The 22,608-nt window shown below is 66.6% G+C and carries 15 protein-coding genes; 6 read left to right on the top strand and 9 right to left on the bottom strand.

Annotated elements, in window-relative coordinates; genetic code table 11:
* Positions 1 to 522 precede the first annotated feature (522 nt).
* The 5 genes from MT490_RS13445 to MT490_RS13465 all read right to left on the bottom strand — a co-directional run bounded on the left by MT490_RS13445 (position 523) and on the right by MT490_RS13465 (position 9,320).
* A complete protein-coding gene (locus MT490_RS13445) occupies positions 523 to 4,263 on the bottom strand; it encodes a calcium-binding protein (protein ID WP_297388531.1) in 3,741 nt (1,246 codons plus the stop codon).
* Positions 4,264 to 4,760: 497 nt separating this feature from the next.
* On the bottom strand, positions 4,761 to 5,651 hold the full coding sequence (locus tag MT490_RS13450) for a class I SAM-dependent methyltransferase (RefSeq protein ID WP_297388534.1): 891 nt from the start codon (positions 5,649 to 5,651) through the stop codon (positions 4,761 to 4,763).
* 167 nt (positions 5,652 to 5,818) lie between these two features.
* Positions 5,819 to 7,021, bottom strand: coding sequence for a glycosyltransferase family 4 protein (locus tag MT490_RS13455; RefSeq protein WP_297388537.1), 1,203 nt, complete (start codon positions 7,019 to 7,021; stop codon positions 5,819 to 5,821).
* Entirely contained in the window at positions 7,018 to 8,403 is a 1,386-nt protein-coding gene (locus tag MT490_RS13460; protein ID WP_297388540.1) for a pectate lyase, read from the bottom strand. Before MT490_RS13460 ends, MT490_RS13455 begins: the two co-directional genes overlap by 4 nt.
* The gene (locus tag MT490_RS13465; protein WP_297388543.1) at positions 8,400 to 9,320 is read right to left on the bottom strand and encodes a sulfotransferase; all 921 of its coding nucleotides are present in this window, start codon (positions 9,318 to 9,320) and stop codon (positions 8,400 to 8,402) included. Before MT490_RS13465 ends, MT490_RS13460 begins: the two co-directional genes overlap by 4 nt.
* Positions 9,321 to 9,719: 399 nt before the next feature.
* Between MT490_RS13465 and MT490_RS13470 the strand changes: the two genes are divergently transcribed.
* Complete coding sequence (locus tag MT490_RS13470) at positions 9,720 to 11,069, top strand: O-antigen ligase family protein (RefSeq protein ID WP_297388546.1); 1,350 nt, start codon at positions 9,720 to 9,722, stop codon at positions 11,067 to 11,069.
* Here the strand turns inward: MT490_RS13470 and MT490_RS13475 are convergent.
* The 3 genes from MT490_RS13475 to MT490_RS13485 form a co-directional block, all read right to left on the bottom strand.
* The gene (locus tag MT490_RS13475; protein WP_297388548.1) at positions 11,002 to 11,682 is read right to left on the bottom strand and encodes a response regulator transcription factor; all 681 of its coding nucleotides are present in this window, start codon (positions 11,680 to 11,682) and stop codon (positions 11,002 to 11,004) included. The genes MT490_RS13470 and MT490_RS13475 overlap by 68 nt on opposite strands.
* A complete protein-coding gene (locus tag MT490_RS13480) occupies positions 11,679 to 13,259 on the bottom strand; it encodes a histidine kinase (protein ID WP_297388550.1) in 1,581 nt (526 codons plus the stop codon). The genes MT490_RS13475 and MT490_RS13480 overlap by 4 nt, the downstream gene beginning before the upstream one ends.
* A gap of 151 nt (positions 13,260 to 13,410) precedes the next feature.
* Positions 13,411 to 14,319: a hypothetical protein gene (locus tag MT490_RS13485; RefSeq protein ID WP_297388552.1), complete on the bottom strand. Its 909-nt coding sequence runs from the start codon at positions 14,317 to 14,319 to the stop codon at positions 13,411 to 13,413.
* A 422-nt stretch (positions 14,320 to 14,741) separates the two neighbouring features.
* On the opposite strand from MT490_RS13485, the gene MT490_RS13490 reads away from it, so the two are divergent.
* From MT490_RS13490 to MT490_RS13510, 5 genes are all read left to right on the top strand, one after another.
* Entirely contained in the window at positions 14,742 to 17,003 is a 2,262-nt protein-coding gene (locus MT490_RS13490; RefSeq protein WP_297388555.1) for a polysaccharide biosynthesis tyrosine autokinase, read from the top strand.
* Entirely contained in the window at positions 17,003 to 17,716 is a 714-nt protein-coding gene (locus MT490_RS13495; RefSeq protein WP_297388558.1) for a response regulator transcription factor, read from the top strand. The genes MT490_RS13490 and MT490_RS13495 overlap by 1 nt, the downstream gene beginning before the upstream one ends.
* Positions 17,717 to 17,781: 65 nt before the next feature.
* Positions 17,782 to 18,696, top strand: coding sequence for a sulfate adenylyltransferase subunit CysD (gene cysD, locus MT490_RS13500; protein WP_297388571.1), 915 nt, complete (start codon positions 17,782 to 17,784; stop codon positions 18,694 to 18,696).
* 20 nt (positions 18,697 to 18,716) lie between these two features.
* Positions 18,717 to 20,633: a sulfate adenylyltransferase subunit CysN gene (gene cysN, locus MT490_RS13505; RefSeq protein WP_297388575.1), complete on the top strand. Its 1,917-nt coding sequence runs from the start codon at positions 18,717 to 18,719 to the stop codon at positions 20,631 to 20,633.
* Positions 20,634 to 20,669: 36 nt separating this feature from the next.
* Positions 20,670 to 21,443 carry a 3'(2'),5'-bisphosphate nucleotidase CysQ gene (locus MT490_RS13510; RefSeq protein WP_297388561.1) on the top strand — a complete coding sequence of 258 codons (774 nt, stop codon included), beginning with the start codon at positions 20,670 to 20,672 and terminating at the stop codon, positions 21,441 to 21,443.
* Here the strand turns inward: MT490_RS13510 and MT490_RS13515 are convergent.
* Positions 21,421 to 22,608 (bottom strand): lipopolysaccharide biosynthesis protein (locus MT490_RS13515; protein WP_297388563.1); only part of this gene is annotated, 1,188 nt, incomplete at its 5' end. The genes MT490_RS13510 and MT490_RS13515 overlap by 23 nt on opposite strands.

Here is a 22,608-nt window from a genome sequence, read left to right on the forward strand (position 1 = left end):
CCGCAATCTATCACGCACGGCCGGTCTCGACGGTTCGATCGCCGGATACGACAAGCCAATCCGACGCCAGCAGGGCGGAGGGAGGGTACCGGTCGAAATTGGTATTCCCCAAAGATTCTCCGGAGACCGCCGGCACCTTAATTGTCATAGTAATGAACAAGACGGGCAGAGCCCTTAAACTCAGGCCGCGCCCCCTTTCCCATCCCCGACTTTCGCAAAGAAGATGACACAAGGCTCGACAATAGTAAGACTTTTAGCTGGACTTGTACGTCCGTCTCATCCTGCCAAATGGCACATGCCCCATTTGCATACACCCCCGACGAAATTTGTTGAGACTCAGCCTTTAGTTCGTGCAATAACTATTCAGTCGGATGCGACACCGGCACCCCATCGTCCGGACGGTGATCTGAGTGATTGCCGTCCGGCCGCTTTTTGCAGCCGCCCATGCAAAGGCATGAACCACCAACGTGAGCGACCAGGGACGCAAGCGCCCTCATTGCGCTCCGTCGATCGGTTGACGGCTCAGATGAACCCGGTGAGGTCGATGGCGCCGAGCGAATTCGCCCCGCTCATCAACAGGGCCTGTTCCAGCACGCCGTCGCCATTGGCGTCGTAGAACAGCCAGCCGTCGACGGTTCCCGCGACGAAGACCACGTTGCCGACCCCGGCGCTCTGCCGCGCAGTCGCAAGCGCATCGGCGAAATTGTTGGTGCCGATCGCGGCCTCGAACCAATGGGCGGCATCGAGCACGCCGTCGACGAAGTCGAGGTCGATCAGATCGCCTTCCGCGGCATTATAGTCCGCGATGCGATCGTAGCTCGCGCTGTTGAGGGTGGTCTCGCCGGCGCTGAAGACGAAGACGTCCGCCTCGGTGCCGCCGGTCAACGTATCCTTGCCCGTCCCGCCGATCAGTATGTCGCTGCCGGCGCGCCCGAACATCGTGTCGCCGCTCGCGCCGCCCTCGAGGCGATCATTGCCGGCGCCGCCGTCCAGCGTGTCGAGCCCGTCCTCGCCGTAGAGAAGGTCGTCGCCGCCGCTCCCCGACAGCGTGTCGCTGCCTAGGCCGCCGCGCAACAGATTCTCCGCGCCGTTGCCGTTGATGATGTTCGCCAGGTCGTTCCCGAAGCCGTCGATCGCCACCGCGCCGGTCAGGTTGAGCTTCTCGACTTCGGCGGCAAGCACATAGCTGACCGAGGCATAGACCCAGTCGGCCGTGCCGCCGCCGGCCAGTTCGACGACCTGGTCGTCGTTGGTGGCGTCGCCGTCGTCGGACCAGCTGTCGACATAATAGGTGTCGTTGCCGACGCCGCCCGTCATGGCGTCCGCGCCCATCCCGCCATCGAGAAGATCGTCGCCCACGCCGCCGTTCAGCGTGTCGCGATCGTCGCCGCCATAGAGCCTGTCGTTCCCGTCCTCCCCGTCGAGCAAGTCGTTCCCACCGAGCCCCTGGAGCGTGTCGTTGCCCAGCCCGCCCATTAGGGTGTTGGCGGCATTGTTGCCGGTGACCGTGTTCGCGAGATCATTGCCCGAGCCGTCGATTGCGGCGCTTCCCGCGAGCGTCAGATTCTCGACCTGCGCGGCGAGGCGATAGCTGACCGACGCATATACGATGTCGGTGCCGCCCCCCGCCGCCTCGATCACCTGATCGTCATTGCCGGCGAAGCCGTCGTCCGACCAGGTATCGACGTAGAAGGTGTCGTTGCCGACGCCGCCGTCCATATAGTCGGCACCCCCTCCCCCGTCGATGACGTCGTTGCCGGCCAGGCCGTAGATGGTGTCGTCCATCGCAGTGGTCTGGTAGCCGATCACCGTCGTGGTCGGATTGATGTTGTTGTTGCCGGAGCTGCCGGTGATCGTCTTCCCCGCCTCGCTCACGTCGGTCACTGTGACCGAGAGGAGTTGGTCCGTGACGTTCACGCCGTCGCTCGCGCGCACCGAGACCTCATAGGTCCCGTCGTGATCGGCATCGAGCGGGTTCTCGAAGTCGGGCGTGGACAGGAACGAAAGCGCGCCGGTCACGCTGTCGATCGTGAACAGGGCGGCATCCGCACCGCCCGCGATCGCGAAGCCGGGCGTCGTGCCGTCCGCGTCGATCGCCGTGACGGTCGTCACGGCGGCGGCATTCTCGGCCATGACGACCGTTGCCGTAGCACCTCCCCCGTTTGAGGTGATGACCGGCGCGTTGTCGTTGGCGTTCTGGATGGTGATCGCGAATTCCTGCGACACGCTCGTCAGGCCGTCGCTCGCCTCGACGAGGACGTGATAGACCCCGTCCAGATCGCTATCGGCCGGTGCCTCGAAATCGGGCGCGGCCAGGAAGGAAAGCGCCCCGGTCACCGGATCGATCGCGAAGGATGCGGCATCCGCACCGCCGGCGATGGTGTAGGTGAGCGGCGTCCCGTCGGCATCGCTCGCCGCGATCGTCGCGGCGAGGGTGAGGTTCTCATCGACCGCTAGCGCCACCGACGCAGCGCCGCCATAAGAGGTGAGCACCGGCGCATTGTCGTTGAGATTGCCCACCGTCACCGACAGCGTCTGACGATCGACGTTGCTGCCGTCGCTCGCCTCGACGACGACCTCATAGATATTGTCGCCATCCTGATCGGCGGGGTTCTCGAAATCGGGAGCGGACGCGAAGACCAGCGTGCCGGTCAGCGCATCGAGCGCGAACAGGGCCGCATCGGCGCCCCCGACGATCGCATAGGTCAGCGTCGGCTCGTCGGGATCCTCGGCGATCACGGTGGTGACCGCGGCGCTGTTCTCCTCGACCGCCACCGTCGCGCTAGCCCCGCCACCGTCGGAGACGATCACCGGGGCCGTACCGTCCGGCACGTCGAGCACCGTGATCGAGAGGTCTTGCGTGGCGATACCGCCATTGCCGTCGTTCGCCGCGACGACGACACGATAGACATTGTCACCGTCCAGATCCGCGGGACTCTCGAAATTGGGCGCGGCGAGGAAGGACAATGCGCCGGTCACCGGATCGATCGCGAACAAGGCCGCGTCCGCGCCGCCGACGATCGCGAAGCTCAAGATCTGGCCGACATCGGCGTCGGTCGCCGTGACGATGGTCACCGCGAGCGCGTTTTCGTCCATCTCGATCGCGGCCGCAGTCCCGCCCCCGTTCGAGGTGATGACCGGCGGATAGTTCAGCTCCGTCGACGGGACGGTGATGTCCGCGAAGGCGAAGAACTCGACGTTGCGGATGGTCTTGATGCCTTCGGGAGACCCGGCCCGCAGGTCGGTGGCTGTGTAGCTCCCGTCGGGTTGCAGCACGAACTGATAGTCGGCGCGGTTGCCCGCGAACACCAATGTGTCGCTATCGGCACTGCCGTCGACGACGTCGTCCCCGGCGCCAGCGACGATCGTGTCGTTGCCGCCGCCGCCGTGCAGATAGTCGTTGCCCGTCTCGCCATCGAGATGGTCGTCGCCCGATCCGCCATAGAGCTCATCATTGCCGCCGCCGCCATAGAGCTGATCGTTGCCGGCATCGCCGTTGAGCGTGTCGCTGCTCACCGTATTCGCGTCGTCGCCGTAGAGCTGGTCGTCGCCCGATCCGCCCGACATATTGTCGACGCCGGCCTGGCCGTAGAGGATGTCGTTGTCGGCGCCGCCCGTCATCGTGTCGGCGCGCCCGCCGCCGTACAGGATGTCGTTTCCCGCACCGCCGTCGATGATGTCGTCGCCGGCGATGTCGTTGAAGCCCAGGTCGTCGCCATAGAGGATATCGTCGCCGATCCCGCCATAGATCGTATCGGCGCCGCGCCAGCCGAAGATGATGTCGTTGCCGCCATCGCCTTCGAGCACGTCCTTGCCCGCACCGCCGATGATGATGTCGTTGCCGCCCTGGCCGTGGATCGAGACATTCTTCGCATAGTCGACGCCGCCGGCTCCGTGCGCGGAAAGGTCGATGATGTCGTCGCCCTCTCCCAGCCAGAAGTTCTCGATATCGCTGAACGCGCCGAAACCGCCTGATATCACGCCGTTGTTATAGAACAGCGCGTCGGCCACATTCGAGCCGTAGGCGACGTCGGTTCCCGCACCGCCTGACAGCAGATCGAGCGAGATCTGCACATTGGATGCGACGATCTGGTAGAAGGAGCCGCTGCCGGTGAGGATTCCGGTATTCCAGACGAGCGTGGCCATCAGCGCGTCGGGGCGCAGGTGATCCAGATTGTTGGTCCTCGTGAACGGATAGAAGATGTCGCGCTCCGAGGTGCCGCCCACGGTCGCGCTGCCGAGCTGGTTGTAATAGGTCGCCATCCTGCCCTCCACGGCCGGATCCGGGGCAATCAGCGGTTGTCGAAGTCGCGAAAGGACCGTCGTCTCCCGCCACGGTCACCGGCACGGCGGGAAGATAGCGGAGTTGCCCGCGTTCCGGCGGGGGCATCGGGATAGCCCGCCTCCGCCATTAGTACTGCTTTCGGAAGAATTTCCCGACTTGGGCGGGATCACCTATAACATTGGATATACATGATATTTTGTAACAACAATGCGCGCGACACCATGCCTTCCGACCGCGAGGAATCTGCGCGAATGCTCCTGTGCGGGGCATCCGACGGATTAGTTCGGCACCGCGCGATCGACCATTCCGGCGTACGTCTCCCGGAGGTTTGAGAATGCCCCAAAGCTGCTAGTTTCGAGGACGCTTGCTACTGCCCCCGGTACTGACCGGGTGCATTGTGGTCCGGGAGGAATGTCACTACGGCTCCCCCCGCCTCCCGGGCCATAAGCGACCACTTGTCGCGAGCGATCCGCCGTCACGGCCCGTCGGGGCCGCGAAATCTATCCGGACCATGCATAGCGCGCTTGCGGGCGACGAACGTCGCGCGCTTGCCCTGATAGTAACGCCGCTCGAGATTCGGGGAGGTGGGCTTGAGCAGTTCCACTCCCTCGAACCCGGCAAAGCCCAAGAGTTCGCGTACCGCGACCTGGTTGGGGTAGAACTGGGCCGACGCCGCGGTGCGCCAGCGGCCGGTGGTGATGTCGTGATCGCTGTCGCGCATCGCGGGGACGACCTTCATCCGCCACAGGGGCCATTTCACGAGATTGTCGAAATAGCGGAACCGCAACAGGCTGGTGTCCACCACGATCATGTCGCGCGCGAGCGCGCTGATCCGCGTGAGAGCCCCCACCGGATCGGCGAGGTGGTAGAGGATCCCGAAGAAGAAGACGACGTCGAAGGAGCCCGTCTCCGCGACGTCGAGATCCTCGAGCCGCGCGACGCGATACGAGACGTTGTCGTAGCCCAGGGCGTCGCGGATGAACTCCGCCTGCCGGATATAATGCGGGTCGACATCGATCCCGACCACCTCCGCGGCGCCCGCGCGCGCCGCCTCGATCGCGAAGCCGCCGCAGTTGCACGCGATGTCGAGCACGCGCAGGCCGGCGAGCGAGCCGCCATGGGTCTCGAGCATGCGCGGCCAGAGATGATCGATGAGCGAACGCAGCCGGGTGCGCTCGCGATCATGGCGCGCGGTCGCCGCGTCATAGGTGCTGAGTCCGAAGGGCAGCTCGATGGCATGATGGAAGGGCGCCAGCTCCGTGAGCTGCGCCTCCATCTCCGATCGGCTCATCAGCGCGGGGAATCGTTCTTCGGCGTCCGATCCCGGCGCAGCGGCCGGCGAGAGTGCAACGGCACTGGTACGCATTACATCACCCCTTTTCAGCAGTCCTCTAGATCGAAGGTTATAGGCCCCGGTATCGGAGCCTGTGATCGATCGATCGGACGTGTCGGGGCGGGCAGGCGGGTTAGTGCCGGTGGTGCGTTCGGATTAGCCCATGCCGACGACATTTGCCGGCCTTGGCCGGGGCAGACTCATCGCCGGCCGGCGAGCCGTGCATAAGCGGCGGTGACCTGATCGCAGTGCCGGATCTGGCTGAAGCGATGCCGTGCATCGGCGCCGGCGCGCTGCGCCATCGCCATGGTTTCGGAGGCGTTTCCGATCAGCCGCGCGCACCCGGCGGCCAGGGCCGCGGCATCGTCGGGCTCGACGAGCACGCCGATCCCGCCCTGCAGCGCCTCGATATTGCCGCCCGAGCGCGCGGCGACGACAGGCGTACCGACGATCATCGCCTCGACCAAGGTCCGGCCGAAAGGCTCGCCGACCGCCGGGACCACCAGTTGATCGCACGCCCCGATCCAATAGGCGCCAGGCGAGCGATACCCCATCACCCTGATCGCCTCCCCCATGCCGGTCGCGTCGATATGGCGGTGCAGCGCTTCCTGCATCGCGGGGACGCGCGCTTCCCCGAACATGACGCCGGTGACGGGAATGCCCGCCGCGCGGAGCTTGGCGATGGCGTCGACGAACAGCAAAGGGCGCTTGCGGGGAACGAAGGCGCCGAAATAGCCCAGGACGAAGCTGTCGGACGCGACGCCGAGCTCGGCCACCAGCTCTGCGCGCGCGGCCACACGGTCCACCACGAGATCGGTATCGAAGGGGCTGTGCACCACATCGGCCTTGCCGGCGGCGGACCACAGGCCCGGGCGCGGCAAGGCGAAAGCCGACACGGTGAGCACGCGATTGGCGAGCAGCGGCGCGGCCAGCCGAAGGCCGAGCGCATCGGGGTTGCCGCGGTGATGCCAGATGACCGGCACTCCGGCCAGCCGCGCCGCCAATGCCCAATTGGCGCTCGACCTCCCGTCATTGACGTGGACGATGTCGAACCGCTCGCGCTTCAGGAACCGCATGCGGGGCCAGACGCCGCCGAGCGTGCGCCCGAACTTCCTGGCGCCGAATGCCTCGCCGGGGACGAACAGGCGCCCGCGCGCCGCAGGATCGGGCAATTGCGCGACTCCGGCGAAGACCTGTGCGATGCGGCCTTCCGGAACCTCGGGCACGATGACGGCCCGATAGCGCGCCGGATCGAGATGCTCGATCAACCCGAGCACGGACAGATGGCTGCCGCCGACGCTGTCGCCCGAGAAGGGAAAGCAGACGCGCACCGGCTCAGCGGCGGAGACGGCCGCGCGACGCATCTCGGGCGGGAGGTCCAGGGCCTGGGCGGGCGCGGTCATGACTGCATGCGCGCAGTCACCAGCTCGCGCGAGCGATAGTCGAGGAACTGATCGAGATTGGTAAGCCCGTTGCGATCCCCGTCCTCCCATGGATCGAACCGGCGCGGATCGGCGCCGTGCGACGCCTCCCATGCATCGTTCATCCCGTCGCCGTCGGCATCGGGATAGGGCGTCTCGGCGGCGATCGGCGGTATCTCGCCCGGCGCGCGCACGATCCGCCCGACGCGCCCGCGAATGTCCTTGATCGTCTTTCGATCGATTTCGTCGCGCGGGAGCGCGCCCGCCGAGCGGAGCACCGTCTCATAGGCTGCCTTCGCGGGCGCCGCGGCGACGGTGCCCGGACAGGGCGGCGCCGGAACGAGGGCATTCGCGAGGAGCGGCGACATATGCGTGAATTCGCCGATAAAGGCATTGTCCCATAGATAGACCTTCGCCGGCCCCGTCGATCCGAGCTGGTTCCGCGCGATCCCCACCGTGCTCGAGATCGTGTTCGGTCCGGCGATGAAGCTGTTCCCGATCAGCGCGACGGGAGCGCCGCCGAAGCTCTCCCAGATCTCGGCGAATTCGGATTGGGCATTGTAGAAGATGTTGTTGACGATCTCGACGCAGGAGCCGGGCGGGAAGTTGAGATCGGGATTGCGATCGCCATTATGCGCGCAGACATTGTTGACGAAGCTCAGCCGCTGCGGGCCCTGGGGATCGCTGGCGAGCAGCGCGCATTTGTCGTGCCTGGGAATCCCCTGCGCGAAGATCGAATTGCTGATCGTGATCCGGTCGTTGTCGCCATAGCCGTTGACGAGCTCGTCGCGCGCCCAGCTCGCGCTCACATGGTCGAGTATGACGTTGTCGCTGCTCTCGATCGTGAAGGAGTCCTCGGCGGCCCGGTTGCCGCCGATGCGATCGTTCCGGACCCGGATATGCCGGATCACCACGTCGTGCGTGCCCTTCAGCAGCAGCGGTGTGCGCCCGAGCTCGCCGCCCGCATGCGCCAGAGTGATCCCTTTCCCCGGGGCCGTCTGGCCCGCGATGGTCAGATAGGGGTGGCTGACGACGGGCGGCTTGTCGGTGAAGCGGATGACGCCGCTGACGCGGAAGACGCAAATGCGCGGACCGCGCTGCTCGACGCAGGCGCGGAGGCTCCCCGGCCCCGAATCCGCCAGGGTGTCGACGGCGATGACACGGCCGCCACGGCCGCCCTTGCTGCCCGCGCCATATCCGACCGCGCCCGGAAAGGCCTGCTCGCCGGCCACGGGCCGCGGCGGCGGCGGCGGCACCGCCTCTCCCTGCGCGCTCGAGCAGCTCCACAATGCGGGCGCGGCGACAAGGCAAATGGATGCAAGGACCGAACGCGCCACGATGCGATGCTGCAGTCGCGATTTCATGCTTTCCTCCCCGTGGGAGCCGATGTCCTGAGCGAATAGCCATAGCGCCAGAGGAGCGGCGCGCAGGCGAGCGTGACCAGCCAGCGCTGGAGGCGCGGCATGGTCTCTTTCCAGCGCTCGTCATGCCGCACCACGATTTCGTGCTGCATCCGGTGGCGGCTGCCCGCGACCTGGTGCTGCGGCGACATCGGGCTGACGGCGACCTGCAGGGGCTGCTCGGGGATCCGCGAGTGCACCAGCTTCAGGATCTGCCGGAGAGTCCCCTCGGGATCGGCGACGAAATCCTCATATTTTATCCGCAGGGCTCGGCCGGCCCCGAGCCGGCGGCAGAGGCGTTCGGTGGCGAGGTTGACGATCATCCAGCGCAAGGCGGTGTACAGCAGCGGCTTGGGCCGAAGCTCGCGCTGCAGGCCGACATCGACCTGGCGCTTGTAGCCCTTCTTCAGCGACCAGGCGACGCCGCGCGGATCGCGCACGACATGCACCACGGCAAGCTCGATCCCCCGGGTTTCCGCAAGCACGGACGCGCGTCCCGGCAATTTCGACGAGTCGACCACGATCGTGGAGCCGGATCCTGCCGCAATGGCTTCGAACAGCTTCACCGTACGCGATGCGTGAGGGCTCGATCGAACTCGCTCGAGGAAACGGCCGAGGCCCAGGATGGTCTCGGTCCGCTCCTGCGCCCGGCGGAAGTCGTCGATCAGCGTCGGCGCCTCCCCTTTCGACCATTGCGCCACGATCCCGCTCCACATCGCGCATTGCCGCACGGGAACGCCGCACGCGCAATATTCGTCGTTCGGCCAGACGTGCCGCGCGAGCGTGGCAATCTCGCCCCCGCCCATGATCGCGGGATGCTGGCCGAGCGCGATATCGAGCAACGTCGTGCCGCTCCGGCCATAGCCGGCGATGTAGAGCACCGGGATCGAAGTCCCGTTCGCGTGCGCGGGCGCGATTCCTCCGACAACCGCCGCCCCGTCCTCGGAGCCGCGAACCCTGTCCGGTAGAACGGCCGCGCTCACAAATGGCACCCCCAATACACTGGATAGCTGGCGTTATCCGACGGAGGTTCCGTCCGTTCAATCTGTCTCCCGGGTTAGGCCCGGACCATTACGGATAGCCGGCAACTAGTCTTATTCGCCGACACCGCCTCCAGCGCGGCTTGCGCTCGCAAGCGCGTCGCCACCTGTCACAATGGACTAGCCAAAAGGATCGAAGCCGCATCTCGGAAGACGGTTTGCCAAGCCCCGCGCGCCGAAGCACCTTGCGGGCATGCCGGCATCGATCATCAGCAGCTGGACGGCACGGGGTGCGGGGCGATGACCAACGCGCCCTATGCCGACAACGCGGAGATGCCCGGGCTCGATACCGGCGCTTCTCCGCAGCCGCCACGCCGCGCCGACAGCTCCAAGAACCGGGATCGGATATTCCGCCCTCTTCTCCTGATCGGCGTGTTCTGGAGCAGCTGGAGCCTGTTCCGGCTGGGCTCTATGAACGTGACCGTTTCCGACATCGCCCTGATGCTCTGCCTGGCGATGGTCGCGTATCGGGGCAGGCTGAACCTGATGCCGTTCGGGCCGCTCACGCCCTTCTGGGTCGCCGCGCTGACAATGATGCTGGGCGGCCTGTTCGTCAGCTCGGTGATCAACGGCGATCCGCTGCGATGGGCGAACGTCGCGATCCAGTACACCATGGCCTACCTCCTGGTTCCGATCTTGCTGATGGGCCAGGAACGCCGCCTGACCCAGATGCTGCCGGTCTTCTTCGTGCTGGGGACCACGCTGTCCGAAGCGATCGGGATCACCTCCACCTTCTTCTTCACCATGCAGGATACCGTCGACTATCTGGGCGACGGCTTCATCACCGGCAATCAGCGCCTGGGTTCTATGGCGGGGCAGCCCAATCCGAACGGCGCCGTCATCGCCTTCTCGCTGCCGATGCTGATCTATTCACTCGTTAAGGGAACGATGCCCAAGCTGGTCGGCCTCGTCTGCGGAGTCACCTTGCTGTGGGGGCTGATGCTGAGCGCGTCCTTCACGGGCTTCTTCGCGTCGATGACCGCCATCGGCGTGACGCTCGCCCTGATCGGGATCCGTCACCTCGTCCGGCTGGGGCTGGTGATCGCGGTCGCCGCCGGGCTGTTCTTCGCGAGCGGGGCGCCGCTTCCAAAGGCGTTCCAGGAGCGCGTCGGCGGCGCGGTCGAGACGGGCGACATCAGCCAGGCGGGCACATTCCTCAATCGATCCGAGTTGATCGCCGAGGCATGGGGCTTTGCCGAGGGCACCGCGGCGATCGGCATGGGCGTCGATCGCTACCGCGAGCTCAGCCATCACGACAATCCCGTCCACAATCTGTACCTGCTGATCTGGAACGAAGGAGGGGCCATTGCTTTTCTCGGCCTGGTCGGCCTGTTGGCCATGCTGTGCATCTTCGCGGTCGGCGGCCTGAGACGCAGCCGCGAGGCAGGCGGCATGGCGTGCGCGGTCGTGATCGTCTTCCTGATCTATACGGCGTCCTATCCGCACATGTACTCGCGCATGTGGATGGTCCCCGTATTCACTGCGCTCGGCGCCATCTACGCACGACGCGACGAAGGCGGGGTCAGCGTCCGTGACCCAGTAGCGACGCGTCCCCCGCGGGCATCCATTCGTCGCGCTCCCCAAGCGTAAAGGCCAGCGCGGCGAGCGAGGTCCGGTTGCTCAGGCCCAGCTTGCGGAAGATGTTGTTGAGGTGGATCTTCACCGTCCCCTGCGCGGTGCCGACCTGCTGGGCGATCGCCTTGTTCGACAGGCCCTTGCAGACCAGGTTGACGATCTGCCGTTCGCGCACGGTCAGCTGGGCGAGTTGCAGCGGGTCGGGTCGGGATGGCTCCCGGTCCGCTCGCGAGAGAAGCTCCTGCGGATGCCAATGCTCTCCCCGCGCCACCGTCCGCAGACAGTCGACCAGCAGGTCCGGGGCCGATTCCTTCAGCAGCAGACCCCAGGCGCCGAAGGCGAGCGCCTCCGATATCTGGCGCGGCGTGATCGTCGCGGTGAGGAAGATCACCCGGACCTGCAGGTCGGCCCGATGGATCGCGCGGAGCACGTCCAGGCCGGTGAGGTCCGGCATGTTGATGTCGAGGACAAGCAGATCCGGCGCCATGCGCTCCAGCGCCGCCAGGGCCTCGTGGCCGGAATTCGCGGTGGCGACGACCTCGAAGTCGGGCTCGAGCGACACAAGGTCGGCCACGCCCCGGAGCAGAAGCGGGTGATCGTCCACGAGGATCAGGCGCGTGACCGTCATGTCGAGGGCAGCTCGATGAACATCGCGAAGCCGGGCCGGTCGCGCACGACGCAGAGCCGGCCCGCCAGGTCCGCCACGCGCGCGCTCAGCGAATGCGGTTCGGACATGCCCGCCTCAGACGGCACGAGGACGCCGGTGCCGTTGTCCGCGATCCCCAGCTGAAGCCTGCCGTCGCCGGCCGATATCACCAGGTCGATGCGGGTCGCGGCGCCGTGGCGCACGGCATTCGACGTCGCCTCGGAGATGATCTGCGCGATATTGTCGGACATCGCCGCCGACATGCGGAAATCGACGGGCGTGGTGGTGAGATGGATTTCGCAGCCCCATTGGCGGCTCAACTGCCGGACGTGCCGATCCAGCGCGTGCGGCAGACCGTTGCCGTCTTGGATCGCCCCCTTTCCTTCCACGAACCGGCGGATCTGCTTCTGCTGGCCGGCGATAATCGCGGCGACGTCGGCGAGCAGCGGTTGGGCTTCTTCCGGCACCTGCCGGCCGGCGGCCTTGAGTCTGAGACTCGCCGCAGTGAGATCCTGCAGCACGCTGTCATGAAGGTTGCGGGCGAGCCGGACGCGCTCCTCGGTGCGCACATTATTGGCGATCTCGCGGATCAGCGCGGCACGCTCGAGCTCGTAGCTGATGCGACTGGCCACGATGCTTGCGAGGGACTCGATCTCCTCGTGCCGATATCTGGCGTTCAGCACGATCAGATAGCCGCGATACCGCGTCCCGAAGAACGGAGCGACGCAGACATTGTCCAGCCGGGGCGACGCCAGCGCCTCCTCGCCGATCGCCTCCCCGAGCCGCCGGACCAGCATCTCTGCGCAGCCGGTCGAGCGTGCGTCCCGGAACGCCTCGAGATCGTTCGCGATCACGGCCCACTCCGCCGTGTCGTCGAAGTCGCGCACCGAGAGCTGCCCGTCCGCACAGGTCGCGACGGTGCCCGTGAGCTGGTCGACATCCTCGTAGATCACGGCGAGGCGGCCCGCACCCAACACCGTCCGCGCATGCCCGACAATGTCCTTGAGCCACGCGCGGTCACCCTGCCGCAGATGCACGGACGGCCAGGCGGCCAGCCGCTCCAGCCGATGGCGGCTCCGGTTCCGATACGCTCCGAAATATCCCAGCATGAACGCGGCGACCAGGAAGTATCCCGATCGCATGATCATCACGTTCAGTTCGGACTGGCCATCCTCGAGATCCGGCAGGCCGATGACCAGCATCATCACTTCCAGGACCACGGCACCGAGCAGCGCGCCCGTCAGCCCCCATCGGATCGTGCAGGCGAAGAGCGTGAAATGGAAGAAGGCGAAGAACGGGCTGGTGAGCTCATCGGTGAGGTGCAGCAACCAGGCGATCACGACGATGTCGACGCCGTGCGTGAGGATATGGAGCCTGCTTTCGATCGGCCGCTGGATGGGGACCAGCGCCAGCAGCGCGAAACCCAGATAGACCAGGGTGATGAGCCGCGCCTCGTCGGCCAGCTTGGTCGGCTGGGTGGGATCGAAATAGATCGCGATCGTGGCGAAGGCGGCCGTGACGAGCCGGCCGAGCCCGATCAGCCATTCCGGATCGGCCACGTATCGGGAATCGAGCGCCGCGTTGCGGAACCACCGCCACGCGCTTCGCGGCTGGATTGCGTCCCCGTGGCTCGAAGATGTTCCCGTCATCGGCTTCTTGTCGCGATCCCTTCTCCCTCGGCCGAGACGACCGGCCTTCCGCGCTGCGCGGTCATGCCGTTCCGATGAGGAGCGTGACGTTCTGCGCCCGCCGTTCCGCGGGCAGATGCTCCGCCGGTTCCTCCTCGCGGCCGACATGCACCACGCGGTGAAGCGTGTGCGGCACGCCGAACCTTGCGGCGGCGATGCTGCCGGGCAGGATGGCGAGCGTGTCCATCGTAATCGGGAGATTGTACCAGGCGCCGTCGACGAAGATGTGGGTTTCGATGTTCTTCCGCTGCCCGCAAAGCGCGCTGAAATAGCGATGGTCGTAATGCGCAGCCTCGATGAGCCGGTGGCCGGGAAGCATCCGCGATCGCTGGTCGCGGCGCGAGAAGAGCCGGTTCACCCCGCGAGCGAGCGAGCGAACCCCGGGGATATGCGCCACCATCCCGTAGAAGTCCGAGACGCCCTTGCGCTGGAGTGGGCCCGCTGCCTCGAGCCGGCGCTGATCGAGCGCGAAGCCGACGCGTCCCCATCGCCCGAGCGAATTGCAGGCGAGCGCGTCGAGCTTGTCGAAGTCGTTCGCCGACTGCTGATATTTCAGCCGCTGCACCGCGACGCAATATTCGTTCAGGGGCGCTCCCGGCGGTGCCATCGCCGTCATCAGCCGATCGCCGACCGACCAGCACAGGTTCAGAACCTGTTCGCGCGTCGAGAATTTCTCCTCGCCCTGGACGAAGAAGGAAGGCCGGACGACGAGCGCGCCGTCCACCCCCGGCCGGCTCAGCGCGATCTTGCGCGCGATATAGCCGTGCTGGCCCGGCTGGAAGTAGAACAGGTCCCCCAGGCTGACGGTGATGTCGGAACAGCCGTGATAGTTGCGCGCGATGTCGATGAGGGGCGCCTGCCAGGGCAATTGCTCGTCATCGTCCTCCATCAGGCCCTGCCAGAGCTCGGAGATCATTTCGGGACAGCGCACCAATACGGCCGCCTTGCCCGCCGCGAACTGCGCGGCAAGCACTCCAGGCGTCAAATCATCGAAGGCAATCTCGCCAATCACCGACGGTCCCCGATCCTCGCATGCCCGTTTGAATAGTACACGGCCGGGAATCGTCCATGGATAGGATGGCGGCTCTCCATAATTGCCGCGCGGCCACTCGGGACTAATACCTGTGGTCTATCCCGGAATTAGCCTTGAACAGGCGCTGCCGAAGCGCGCGGCAGGAGCCTAGTCGATCAAGGAAGCACTCCGGGCCGATATGCCGAAGTCTTAGCCACAATGCGCATCGGTTTGCCCCGATGCGCTTTTGCGCATGCTGCCCCCGGGCGGCACAATCGCCGGGAAATCGGGAATTCCCGCAGACACCGCATGTGCACCTGCACCCCCCGCGAGGATTTGTCATGGCGCCAGCGCAATATGCTCTAGTCGACGGTACCTATCGGAACGACATGCCGGGCTCGTCGCAGCACGACCTTTCCTATGAGATGCAGCGCATGTCCGCGCGGCAGATCTGGCTCGTGCTCCGGCGTCACTGGCTGCTGATCGCTTCCTTGGTCACGGTCTGCGTCAGCCTGGTGCTGTTCTCGCAGCTGCGCCTGCCGGAAACCTTCGAGGCGACCGCCACCGTCCAGGTCGAGCTCAACGACGCGAACGGATCGAACCAGGCCGATACCGCGCGCAACCAGCAGCGCGTGGCGAACGAGGCGCGGATCTATCGCTCGCAGGCGCTCGCCGAACAGGTCGTCAAAGACATGGACCTGGTGAACAACAAGGTCTTCACCTCCGGCTCCAAAATAACCCCGCAGCAGGCGACGATACGGCTCCTCACGAAGACGCGGGTCGCGAGCGCCACCGATTCCGACTTCATCGACATCGTCGTCCGTTCGCGCAGTCCCGAGCTCGCCGCCGACATCGCGAACCAGTTCGTCGAGAGCCTGCAGAAGCTCCGCTCGGCCCGCCGGCAGCAATGGCGCGACAGCGTCACGCGCGCGCTGGCCGCCGAGAGCACGCGACTGGCCGGCGAAGTCGAAAAGGCCGAGCGCGCAGTGGCCGATTTCCGCCGCGAGCACAGGATGCCGATCGGCGCCGGAAGCGCGGAGGACTATCAGCAGATGAACCGCATCGCCGTGGAACAGGCGTCGGCGTCCGCGGCGAATGCGGCAGCGGCGGCCCGGTCGGCGAGCGTCAGCAGCGCGTCGCGGATGCGCACGTCCGCCGGCGCCAGCTCGCCCGTGCTCGACCATCTGCAGCGCCAATATGACGACCTGCTGCGCGAACGGTCGCAATTGTCCGTCTCGCTCGGCGCCGCGCACCCCGATCGGCAGAGGGTCGAGGCGCAGATCAACCAGGCGCGCACCGACCTCGATCGCGAGCGCACTTCCGTGGTCGCGGCCGAAGAGGCCAAGATCTCCGCCGACGCGGGGCGCGAACAGCAATTGGCCGCGGGCGAGGCGCGTGCCGCGGCCGCCCGTGCGGGGCAACTGCAGTCGCAATTGTCGACCCTGTCCGCGCAGGCCTTCCGCAACAACACCAACAATGTCGATCTCGCGGTGCTCGACCGTCGGGCGGAGGTGGCGCGCCAGGCCTATCTCACCACCGCGCAGCGCGCACAGGCGGTTCGCTCCGAGCTCGAGACGACGGGCGTGAACTCCTCCGTGGTCTCAGCGGCCACGGCGCCGCTGGTCGCCGTGGCGCCCGCCCCCAAGAAGATGGCGCTCGCGGCCTTCGTCGGCTCGCTGATGCTGTCGCTGCTGATCGTGTTCTGCATCGAGATGTTCGACAATCGCCTGCGCAGCGGAGAGCAATTGTACCGGCTGTTCGGATTGCGGACTTTCGCGATGCTTCCGCTGCTCAACCGCGAGATCCCGATGACGGCGGTGGAAAGTCCCGTGGTGACCGAGCCTCAGTCGCTCTTCGCCGAAGTGGCGCGGACGCTGGCGACCGAGGTGGACGAGCTGGCGCAAGGCAGACAGAACCAGACCGTGCTGGTCACCTCGCCGCTGCCGGGCGACGGCAAATCCAGCGTCGCGCTCACGCTCGCGGTCGCGGCGGTATCGATGGGCCGCAGCGCGATCGTGGTCGATTTCGACCTGCGGCGCCCGGGGCCCAGCATATTGCGCAGCATCCAGGCGTCGTCGGGCACGCCCGACCTCATCGAATTGCTGACCGGAACCGGCGATCCGCGGCGGCTGCTCCCCGCCGAGAATGGCGAGACCGCCACCGAGAAGACCGCCGTCGTGCTCAGCACGCGCGAAAGCGTCCGCAATCCGGGGTCGCTGATCCGCGGCTGGCAGGTGGGGCGCCTGCTCGAACGCCTGCGCGATCAATATGACCTGGTCGTGATCAACGCGCCGGCGGTCCTCGCCGTCCGCGACGCGACGACCCTGTCGGGGATCGCGGATTCGACCCTGATGGTCGTGCATTGGGGCAAGACCACGGTCGAGCAGCTTCGCGCCGCCATGAAGCTGCTGCACACCCCCGTCGCCGGCGCGGTCTTCAATCAGGTCGATTATGCCGAGCATGCGCGTCGCGGCTATGGCGACGCCGTCCAGTTCTACATGGGATCGGCATCCTATTATTCCGACAGCTTCGACGAGCCGCGCAGCTGGATTGGCACCGTGACCAGCCGCATCCGTGGCATGTTCAAGCGCGGAACCGCATAGTGACCACCTGGGTGAAGTCTCGCCGGATGAGCCCCCTTCCCGTGGACCGTGCACCGGCAATCATCAACGTCCTCATCGTCGATGAGAGCGACTTCAGCCGCGCCTGCATGGTCGCGGGGCTGAAATCGACGCCGGAGCTGACGATCGAATCCTGCGCCGCCGTGGCCGAGCACGAGCCCGCCGTGCCGCCGAACCTGGTTCTCTTCCAGATCAGCGGCCCCGCCAACTATCCTGCGCTTGCGGAACAGCGCGCCCTTGCGGCGAGGCGGTGGCCGCGCGCGGCCGCGCTCGTCGTCTCGGACCATGTCGACGACGGCGAGATCGTCGCGGCAATTCGCGCCGGCGCGCAGGGGCTGCTGACCTCCGACGCCAGCGTCGCGTGCATCCGAAGCGCCATTCTGCTGCTGGTAAACGGCGCCGGCGTCTATCCGGCCGCGCTTGCGGACCTGCTGCAACTGGAAACGACGGACGCGTCCGCCGCGCCGCCCACCCCCTCGTCGCCCGTCGAACCCGGACGGCTGGCGACGCTGACGAAGCGCCAGCGCGAAGTGGTCCAGCTCCTCGCGCTCGGCTTCTCCAACCGGGCGATCGCGGAGCAGCTCGAGATCAGCGAGAGCACCGTCAAGGTCCATATCCGGGCGATCATGGCACAGAACGGCGCGTCCAATCGCACGCAGGTCGTCGCCCACTTCCTCAAAGGTATGCAGCAATGACGGCTGAAGCACAGCGCCGCGACGTTCACACAGGCGCGACATGGCACGAGCCGGCGTGCGAACCCCTGCTAGCTAGGGTAACGGGCAGCTTCAGGCACTTGGACGCGCTCGAGGCCGAGAGCATCCACATCATGCGCGAGGTGGTCGCCGAGGCGAGCAGGCCAGTGATGCTGTACAGCATCGGCAAGGACAGCGCGGTGATGCTGCATCTCGCCCGCAAGGCCTTCTACCCGTCCCGCCTGCCCTTCCCGCTGCTGCACGTGGACACGACCTGGAAGTTCCGCGCCATGTATGCGCTTCGGGACAAGGTCGCCGCGGCGGGGGACCTGGATCTCATCGTCCACCGCAATCCCGAAGCCGAGGCGCTCGGCATCAATCCCTTCGATCACGGCGCCCGCCACACCGAGATGTGGAAGACCGAGGGCCTCAAGCAGGCGCTGGACCGATACGGGTTCGACGCGGCGTTCGGCGGAGCCCGCCGCGACGAGGAGAAGAGCCGCGCCAAGGAACGGATATTCTCCTTCCGGAACGCCAATCACCATTGGGATCCGAAGCGCCAGCGTCCGGAGCTCTGGCGCCATTACAGCGCGCGCATCGCGAAGGGCGAGTCGATCCGCGTCTTCCCCCTGTCGAACTGGACCGAACTGGACGTCTGGCAATATATCGAGCGCGAACGGATCGAGATCCCCTCGCTCTATTTCGCAGCGCCCCGCCCCACCGTGATCCGCGACGGCGTGCTCCTGATGGTCGACGACGAGCGCTTTCCCCTCGCACCGGGAGAGACCGCGACCATGCGGACCGTCCGCTTCCGCACGCTCGGCTGCTATCCGCTCACCGGCGCGATCGAGAGCAATGCCGCCACCATCGCCGAAGTCGTCGCGGAGACGCTGCACGCGCGAACGTCCGAAAGGAACGGGCGCGTCATCGATAGCGATCACGCCGCCAGCATGGAGCAGAAGAAGCAGGAGGGTTATTTCTGATGCGCGCCGCCACCTCCCATATGCTTCCCGAAGGGGTGCCGGATCGCGATCCGGGTATCGTCATCCCCTTCGCGAGCGAACAGTCGCTGCTGCGCTTCATCACCTGCGGATCCGTCGACGACGGCAAGTCCACGCTCATCGGGCGGATGCTCTATGACTCGCGATCGCTGCTCGACGATCAGCTGACGACCCTGGTCAGCGAACAGCGCAAATCCGGCAACGGCGCGGTCCGGCTCGACTTCGCCTCGCTGGTCGACGGGCTCTCGGCCGAGCGCGAACAGGGGATCACGATCGACGTCGCCTACCGGTTCTTCAACACCAGCCGGCGCAAGTTCATCGTCGCCGACACGCCGGGGCACGAGCAATATACGCGCAACATGGTCACCGGCGCCTCGACCGCGGATCTCGCCGTCGTGCTTATCGATGCGCGCAAGGGCGTGCTGACGCAGACCAAGCGGCACAGCTATCTGGTGAATTTGGTCGGGATCCGGAGAGTCCTCCTCGCCATCAACAAGATGGACCTGGTCGGCTATCGCCAGTCGGTCTTCGACAACATCGTCGCCGACTATGCCGCGTTCGCGGAATCGATCGGGATCGAGGCCTTCACGGCCGTTCCGATCGTCGCGCTGGACGGCGACAATGTCGCAACGGCGGCGACGCGCATGCCCTGGTACCAGGGACCGACCTTGCTCGAGGCGCTCGAGGCGGCCGAGATACCGCAGGACCGGTCGCCGGCGGCACCCTTCCTGATGCAGGTGCAGTGGGTCAACCGCGCCAGCCTCGACTTCCGGGGCGTCTCGGGGACGATCGCCGCCGGCTCGGTGCGCCCCGGGGACAGCGTCCGCATCGCGCCTTCGGGGCTCACCACGACAATCGATCGCATCGTCACGATGGACGGCGACCTGCCATCGGCTTCGCGCGGCCAGGCAGTGACGCTGACCTTCACCGAGGAAGTCGATTGCTCGCGCGGCGACGTGGTCGCCGCAGCCCGCGACCCGATCGAGACGGCCGACCAGTTCGAGGTCGACCTCGTCTGGATGAGCGCCGAACCTCTGCTGCCGCAGCGCCCCTATCTGCTCAAGATGGGCGGGCGCACCGCAACCGCGACGATCACCGACCTCAAGCACCGCGTCGACGTGAACACCCTCGCGCGCGAGGCGGCGAAGACCTTGCCGCTCAACGGGATCGGCGTCTGCAACATCTCGCTCGATCGGATCATCCCGTTCACCAGCTTCAAGGAAAATTCCGATCTGGGCAGCTTCATCCTGATCGATCGGGCCACCAACGAGACGGTCGGGGCCGGCATGATCCGCTTTGCTCTCCGCCGCACGCACAATATCCACTGGCAGTCGCTCGACGTGACGCGCGAGGCGCACGCCGCGCAGAAACACCAGCAGCCACGGGTCCTGTGGTTCACCGGCCTCTCGGGCGCCGGCAAATCCACGATCGCGAACCTCGTCGAGAAGAAACTACTGGCGCTGGGCAAGCACAGTTATCTTCTCGACGGGGACAATGTGCGGCACGGCCTCAGCCGCGATCTCGGCTTCACCGATGCCGACAGAGTCGAGAACATCCGGCGCGTGGGAGAAGTTTCCCGCATCCTGACGAATGCCGGGCTGATCGTGCTCACCGCCTTCATCTCCCCCTTCCGCGCCGAGCGCGAGATGGTGCGGCGGATGATGCCCGAGGGCGAGTTCGTCGAGATCTACGTGCAGACGCCGCTCGCCGTCGCCGAGGCGCGCGACGTGAAGGGTCTTTATGCCCTCGCGCGCCAGGGCGGGCTGAAGAACTTCACAGGGATAGATTCCCCCTACGAGGCGCCCGAGGCCCCCGAACTGGTCGTCGACACCTGCTCGATGAGCGCCGAGGAAGCCGCGGAGCTGATCGTGGCGCACGTGCTTGCCGAGACTGCGGAAACGCCGGGGGAACGGTCGTGACCGGCTGGCCTCGGCGCCGGTGCGGCGGCGCCCGTCATGAATGACGTGGAATTCGCGTCCTGGCTCGCGCGCGGTGCCGGCGAGCTCCTGTCACAGCTTCGGCAGCGATCGACGATGATGGGCAAGCAGCTGGGGCATCTCGGCGACATCCGCGCGAGCGAATTCATCATGGAGCGACTGGCCGAACTGCGGCCCGACGACGGTGTGCTGTGCGAGGAGACGGTCGACAACCCCGAGCGCCTTTCGAAGTCGCGGGTCTGGATCATCGACCCGCTCGACGGGACGCGGGAGTTTTGCGAGGGCCGGACCGACTGGGCCGTCCATGTCGCGCTGGCCGTGAACCGCCGGCCGACGATCGGCGCCGTCGCGCTTCCCGCGCTCGGTCTGGTCCATCTGAGCGAGGAACCCCTGTACATCGCCGAGCGCCACGTGCCTCCCAGGATGCTGGTCAGCCGCACGCGGCCTTCGCCTCATGCCGTCGCGGTGGCCGAGCGGTTGGGCGCGACCCTGGTGCCGATGGGCTCCGCGGGGGCGAAGGCCATGGCGGTCGTCCGCGGCGAGGCGGAGATCTATCTCCACAGCGGCGGCCAATATGAATGGGACAATTGCGCCCCCGCGGCCGTGGCGATCGCCGCGGGCCTGCACGTGTCCCGATTGGACGGGAGCCCCCCGCGCTACAACAATCGCAGCCCCTGGCTGCCCGACCTGCTCATCTGCCGCGAGGATCTCGCCGCGCCGGTGCTCGCGGCGCTCCGGGGATCCGATCCGCGCGAAGAGCTGCGGCCTTTCACTGCCTCGGGGCAGGCGTAACCGGCTCGACGTCGACCGGCGCCTTCGCCCGCTCGCGCGCCTTGCCGAGCCAGAACAGGTCGAGCAGCACGGCGGTGAGCGCCCCCAGCACGATATGCGCGATATTGCCGCCGATCGCTCCGAAACGCGGCACCGCATAAGCGGCGACGCCGACAAAGACGGCGGTGCCCAGCGCGGAAATCGCCAGGACGAGCCATGCCTGGTTCATCGCCAGAAGCGCGGATCGCGACGGCGCGGCATGCAGCATCAGGATGACCGCGACGAGCTGGGTGAGCAGCAGGACATAGGTCTCGTTATACGCCTCGCCGGGCCCGAGGCGGATCAGGAGCGGCGCGAACAGATAGGCGCCCAGCAGCATCGCCACGCCCACGCCGGCGAGCGCGATCTGGACCTGGAGCGTCGCCGCGCGGAGCCCCCGGACATTGCCTCGCGCCCACATCCGCGCGACGTCGGGATAGACCACCGCCTGGACCTGCGCCCCGATCTGGACCGCGACCTTGGCGATGCGCTTGGCGAGATAATAGACGGCCGCCGCCGGAGCCCCCGCCACGGCGCCGACGAAGAGCGAATCCGCCTCGGTGGTTATCACCCGCAATGTCAGCGACAGGTTCGTCGAGCAGGCGAAGCCGAAGAAGCCGGGGAAATCCTTCCGGAGACCCCGCAAGGGCGCGAGGAACGGATTGGGTATCCCCATGCCCCGCAGCGCGCGGAATCCGACCGCGAAGACGGCCAGCGAGCCCAGCGCCTGGGCGGCCGTCCACGCCACCATGAACCCGATCAGGCCGTAGCCCTGGATGGCGCAGAATGCGGCGAACAGGATCCGCAGCAGATTGGCGAGAACCTGGGTATAGGCCAGCATCTTGAACTGGCCGGAGAGGCGCAGCGCTGCGGTGGGCACGCCGGCGATGTTGCACAGCGTCCCCACCGCATAGATCGCCACGAGCTGGACGTGGAGCGAGGTGAGCCCGAACCAGCCGCCCAACAGGAGCGCCAGCCCGACGGTGAGGCCCGCGGCGAACGCCGCCGCGCCTATGTCCAGCAGCAGGCCATAGGCGTAGAGCCGGGCCATCCTCTCGGGAGAGCCTTCCTGCTCTTCGTGGACCGCGAAGCGGATCAGCGGCTGCCACGATTCGAAGCGGACGATCCGCTCGACGACGCGGTTGTA

Source organism: Sphingomonas sp. (genome assembly GCF_026460985.1).
Lineage (GTDB): Bacteria > Pseudomonadota > Alphaproteobacteria > Sphingomonadales > Sphingomonadaceae > Sphingomonas.

Bases quoted from the DNA above. Each gene is read 5' to 3' on its own strand.
- MT490_RS13445 (WP_297388531.1), bottom strand. From the start codon at position 4,263: ATGGCGACCTATTACAACCAGCTCGGCAGCGCGACCGTGGGCGGCACC.
- MT490_RS13450 (WP_297388534.1), bottom strand. From the start codon at position 5,651: ATGCGTACCAGTGCCGTTGCACTCTCGCCGGCCGCTGCGCCGGGATCG.
- MT490_RS13455 (WP_297388537.1), bottom strand. From the start codon at position 7,021: ATGACCGCGCCCGCCCAGGCCCTGGACCTCCCGCCCGAGATGCGTCGC.
- MT490_RS13460 (WP_297388540.1), bottom strand. From the start codon at position 8,403: ATGAAATCGCGACTGCAGCATCGCATCGTGGCGCGTTCGGTCCTTGCA.
- MT490_RS13470 (WP_297388546.1), top strand. From the start codon at position 9,720: ATGACCAACGCGCCCTATGCCGACAACGCGGAGATGCCCGGGCTCGAT.
- MT490_RS13475 (WP_297388548.1), bottom strand. From the start codon at position 11,682: ATGACGGTCACGCGCCTGATCCTCGTGGACGATCACCCGCTTCTGCTC.
- MT490_RS13490 (WP_297388555.1), top strand. From the start codon at position 14,742: ATGGCGCCAGCGCAATATGCTCTAGTCGACGGTACCTATCGGAACGAC.
- cysN (WP_297388575.1), top strand. From the start codon at position 18,717: ATGCTTCCCGAAGGGGTGCCGGATCGCGATCCGGGTATCGTCATCCCC.
- MT490_RS13510 (WP_297388561.1), top strand. From the start codon at position 20,670: ATGAATGACGTGGAATTCGCGTCCTGGCTCGCGCGCGGTGCCGGCGAG.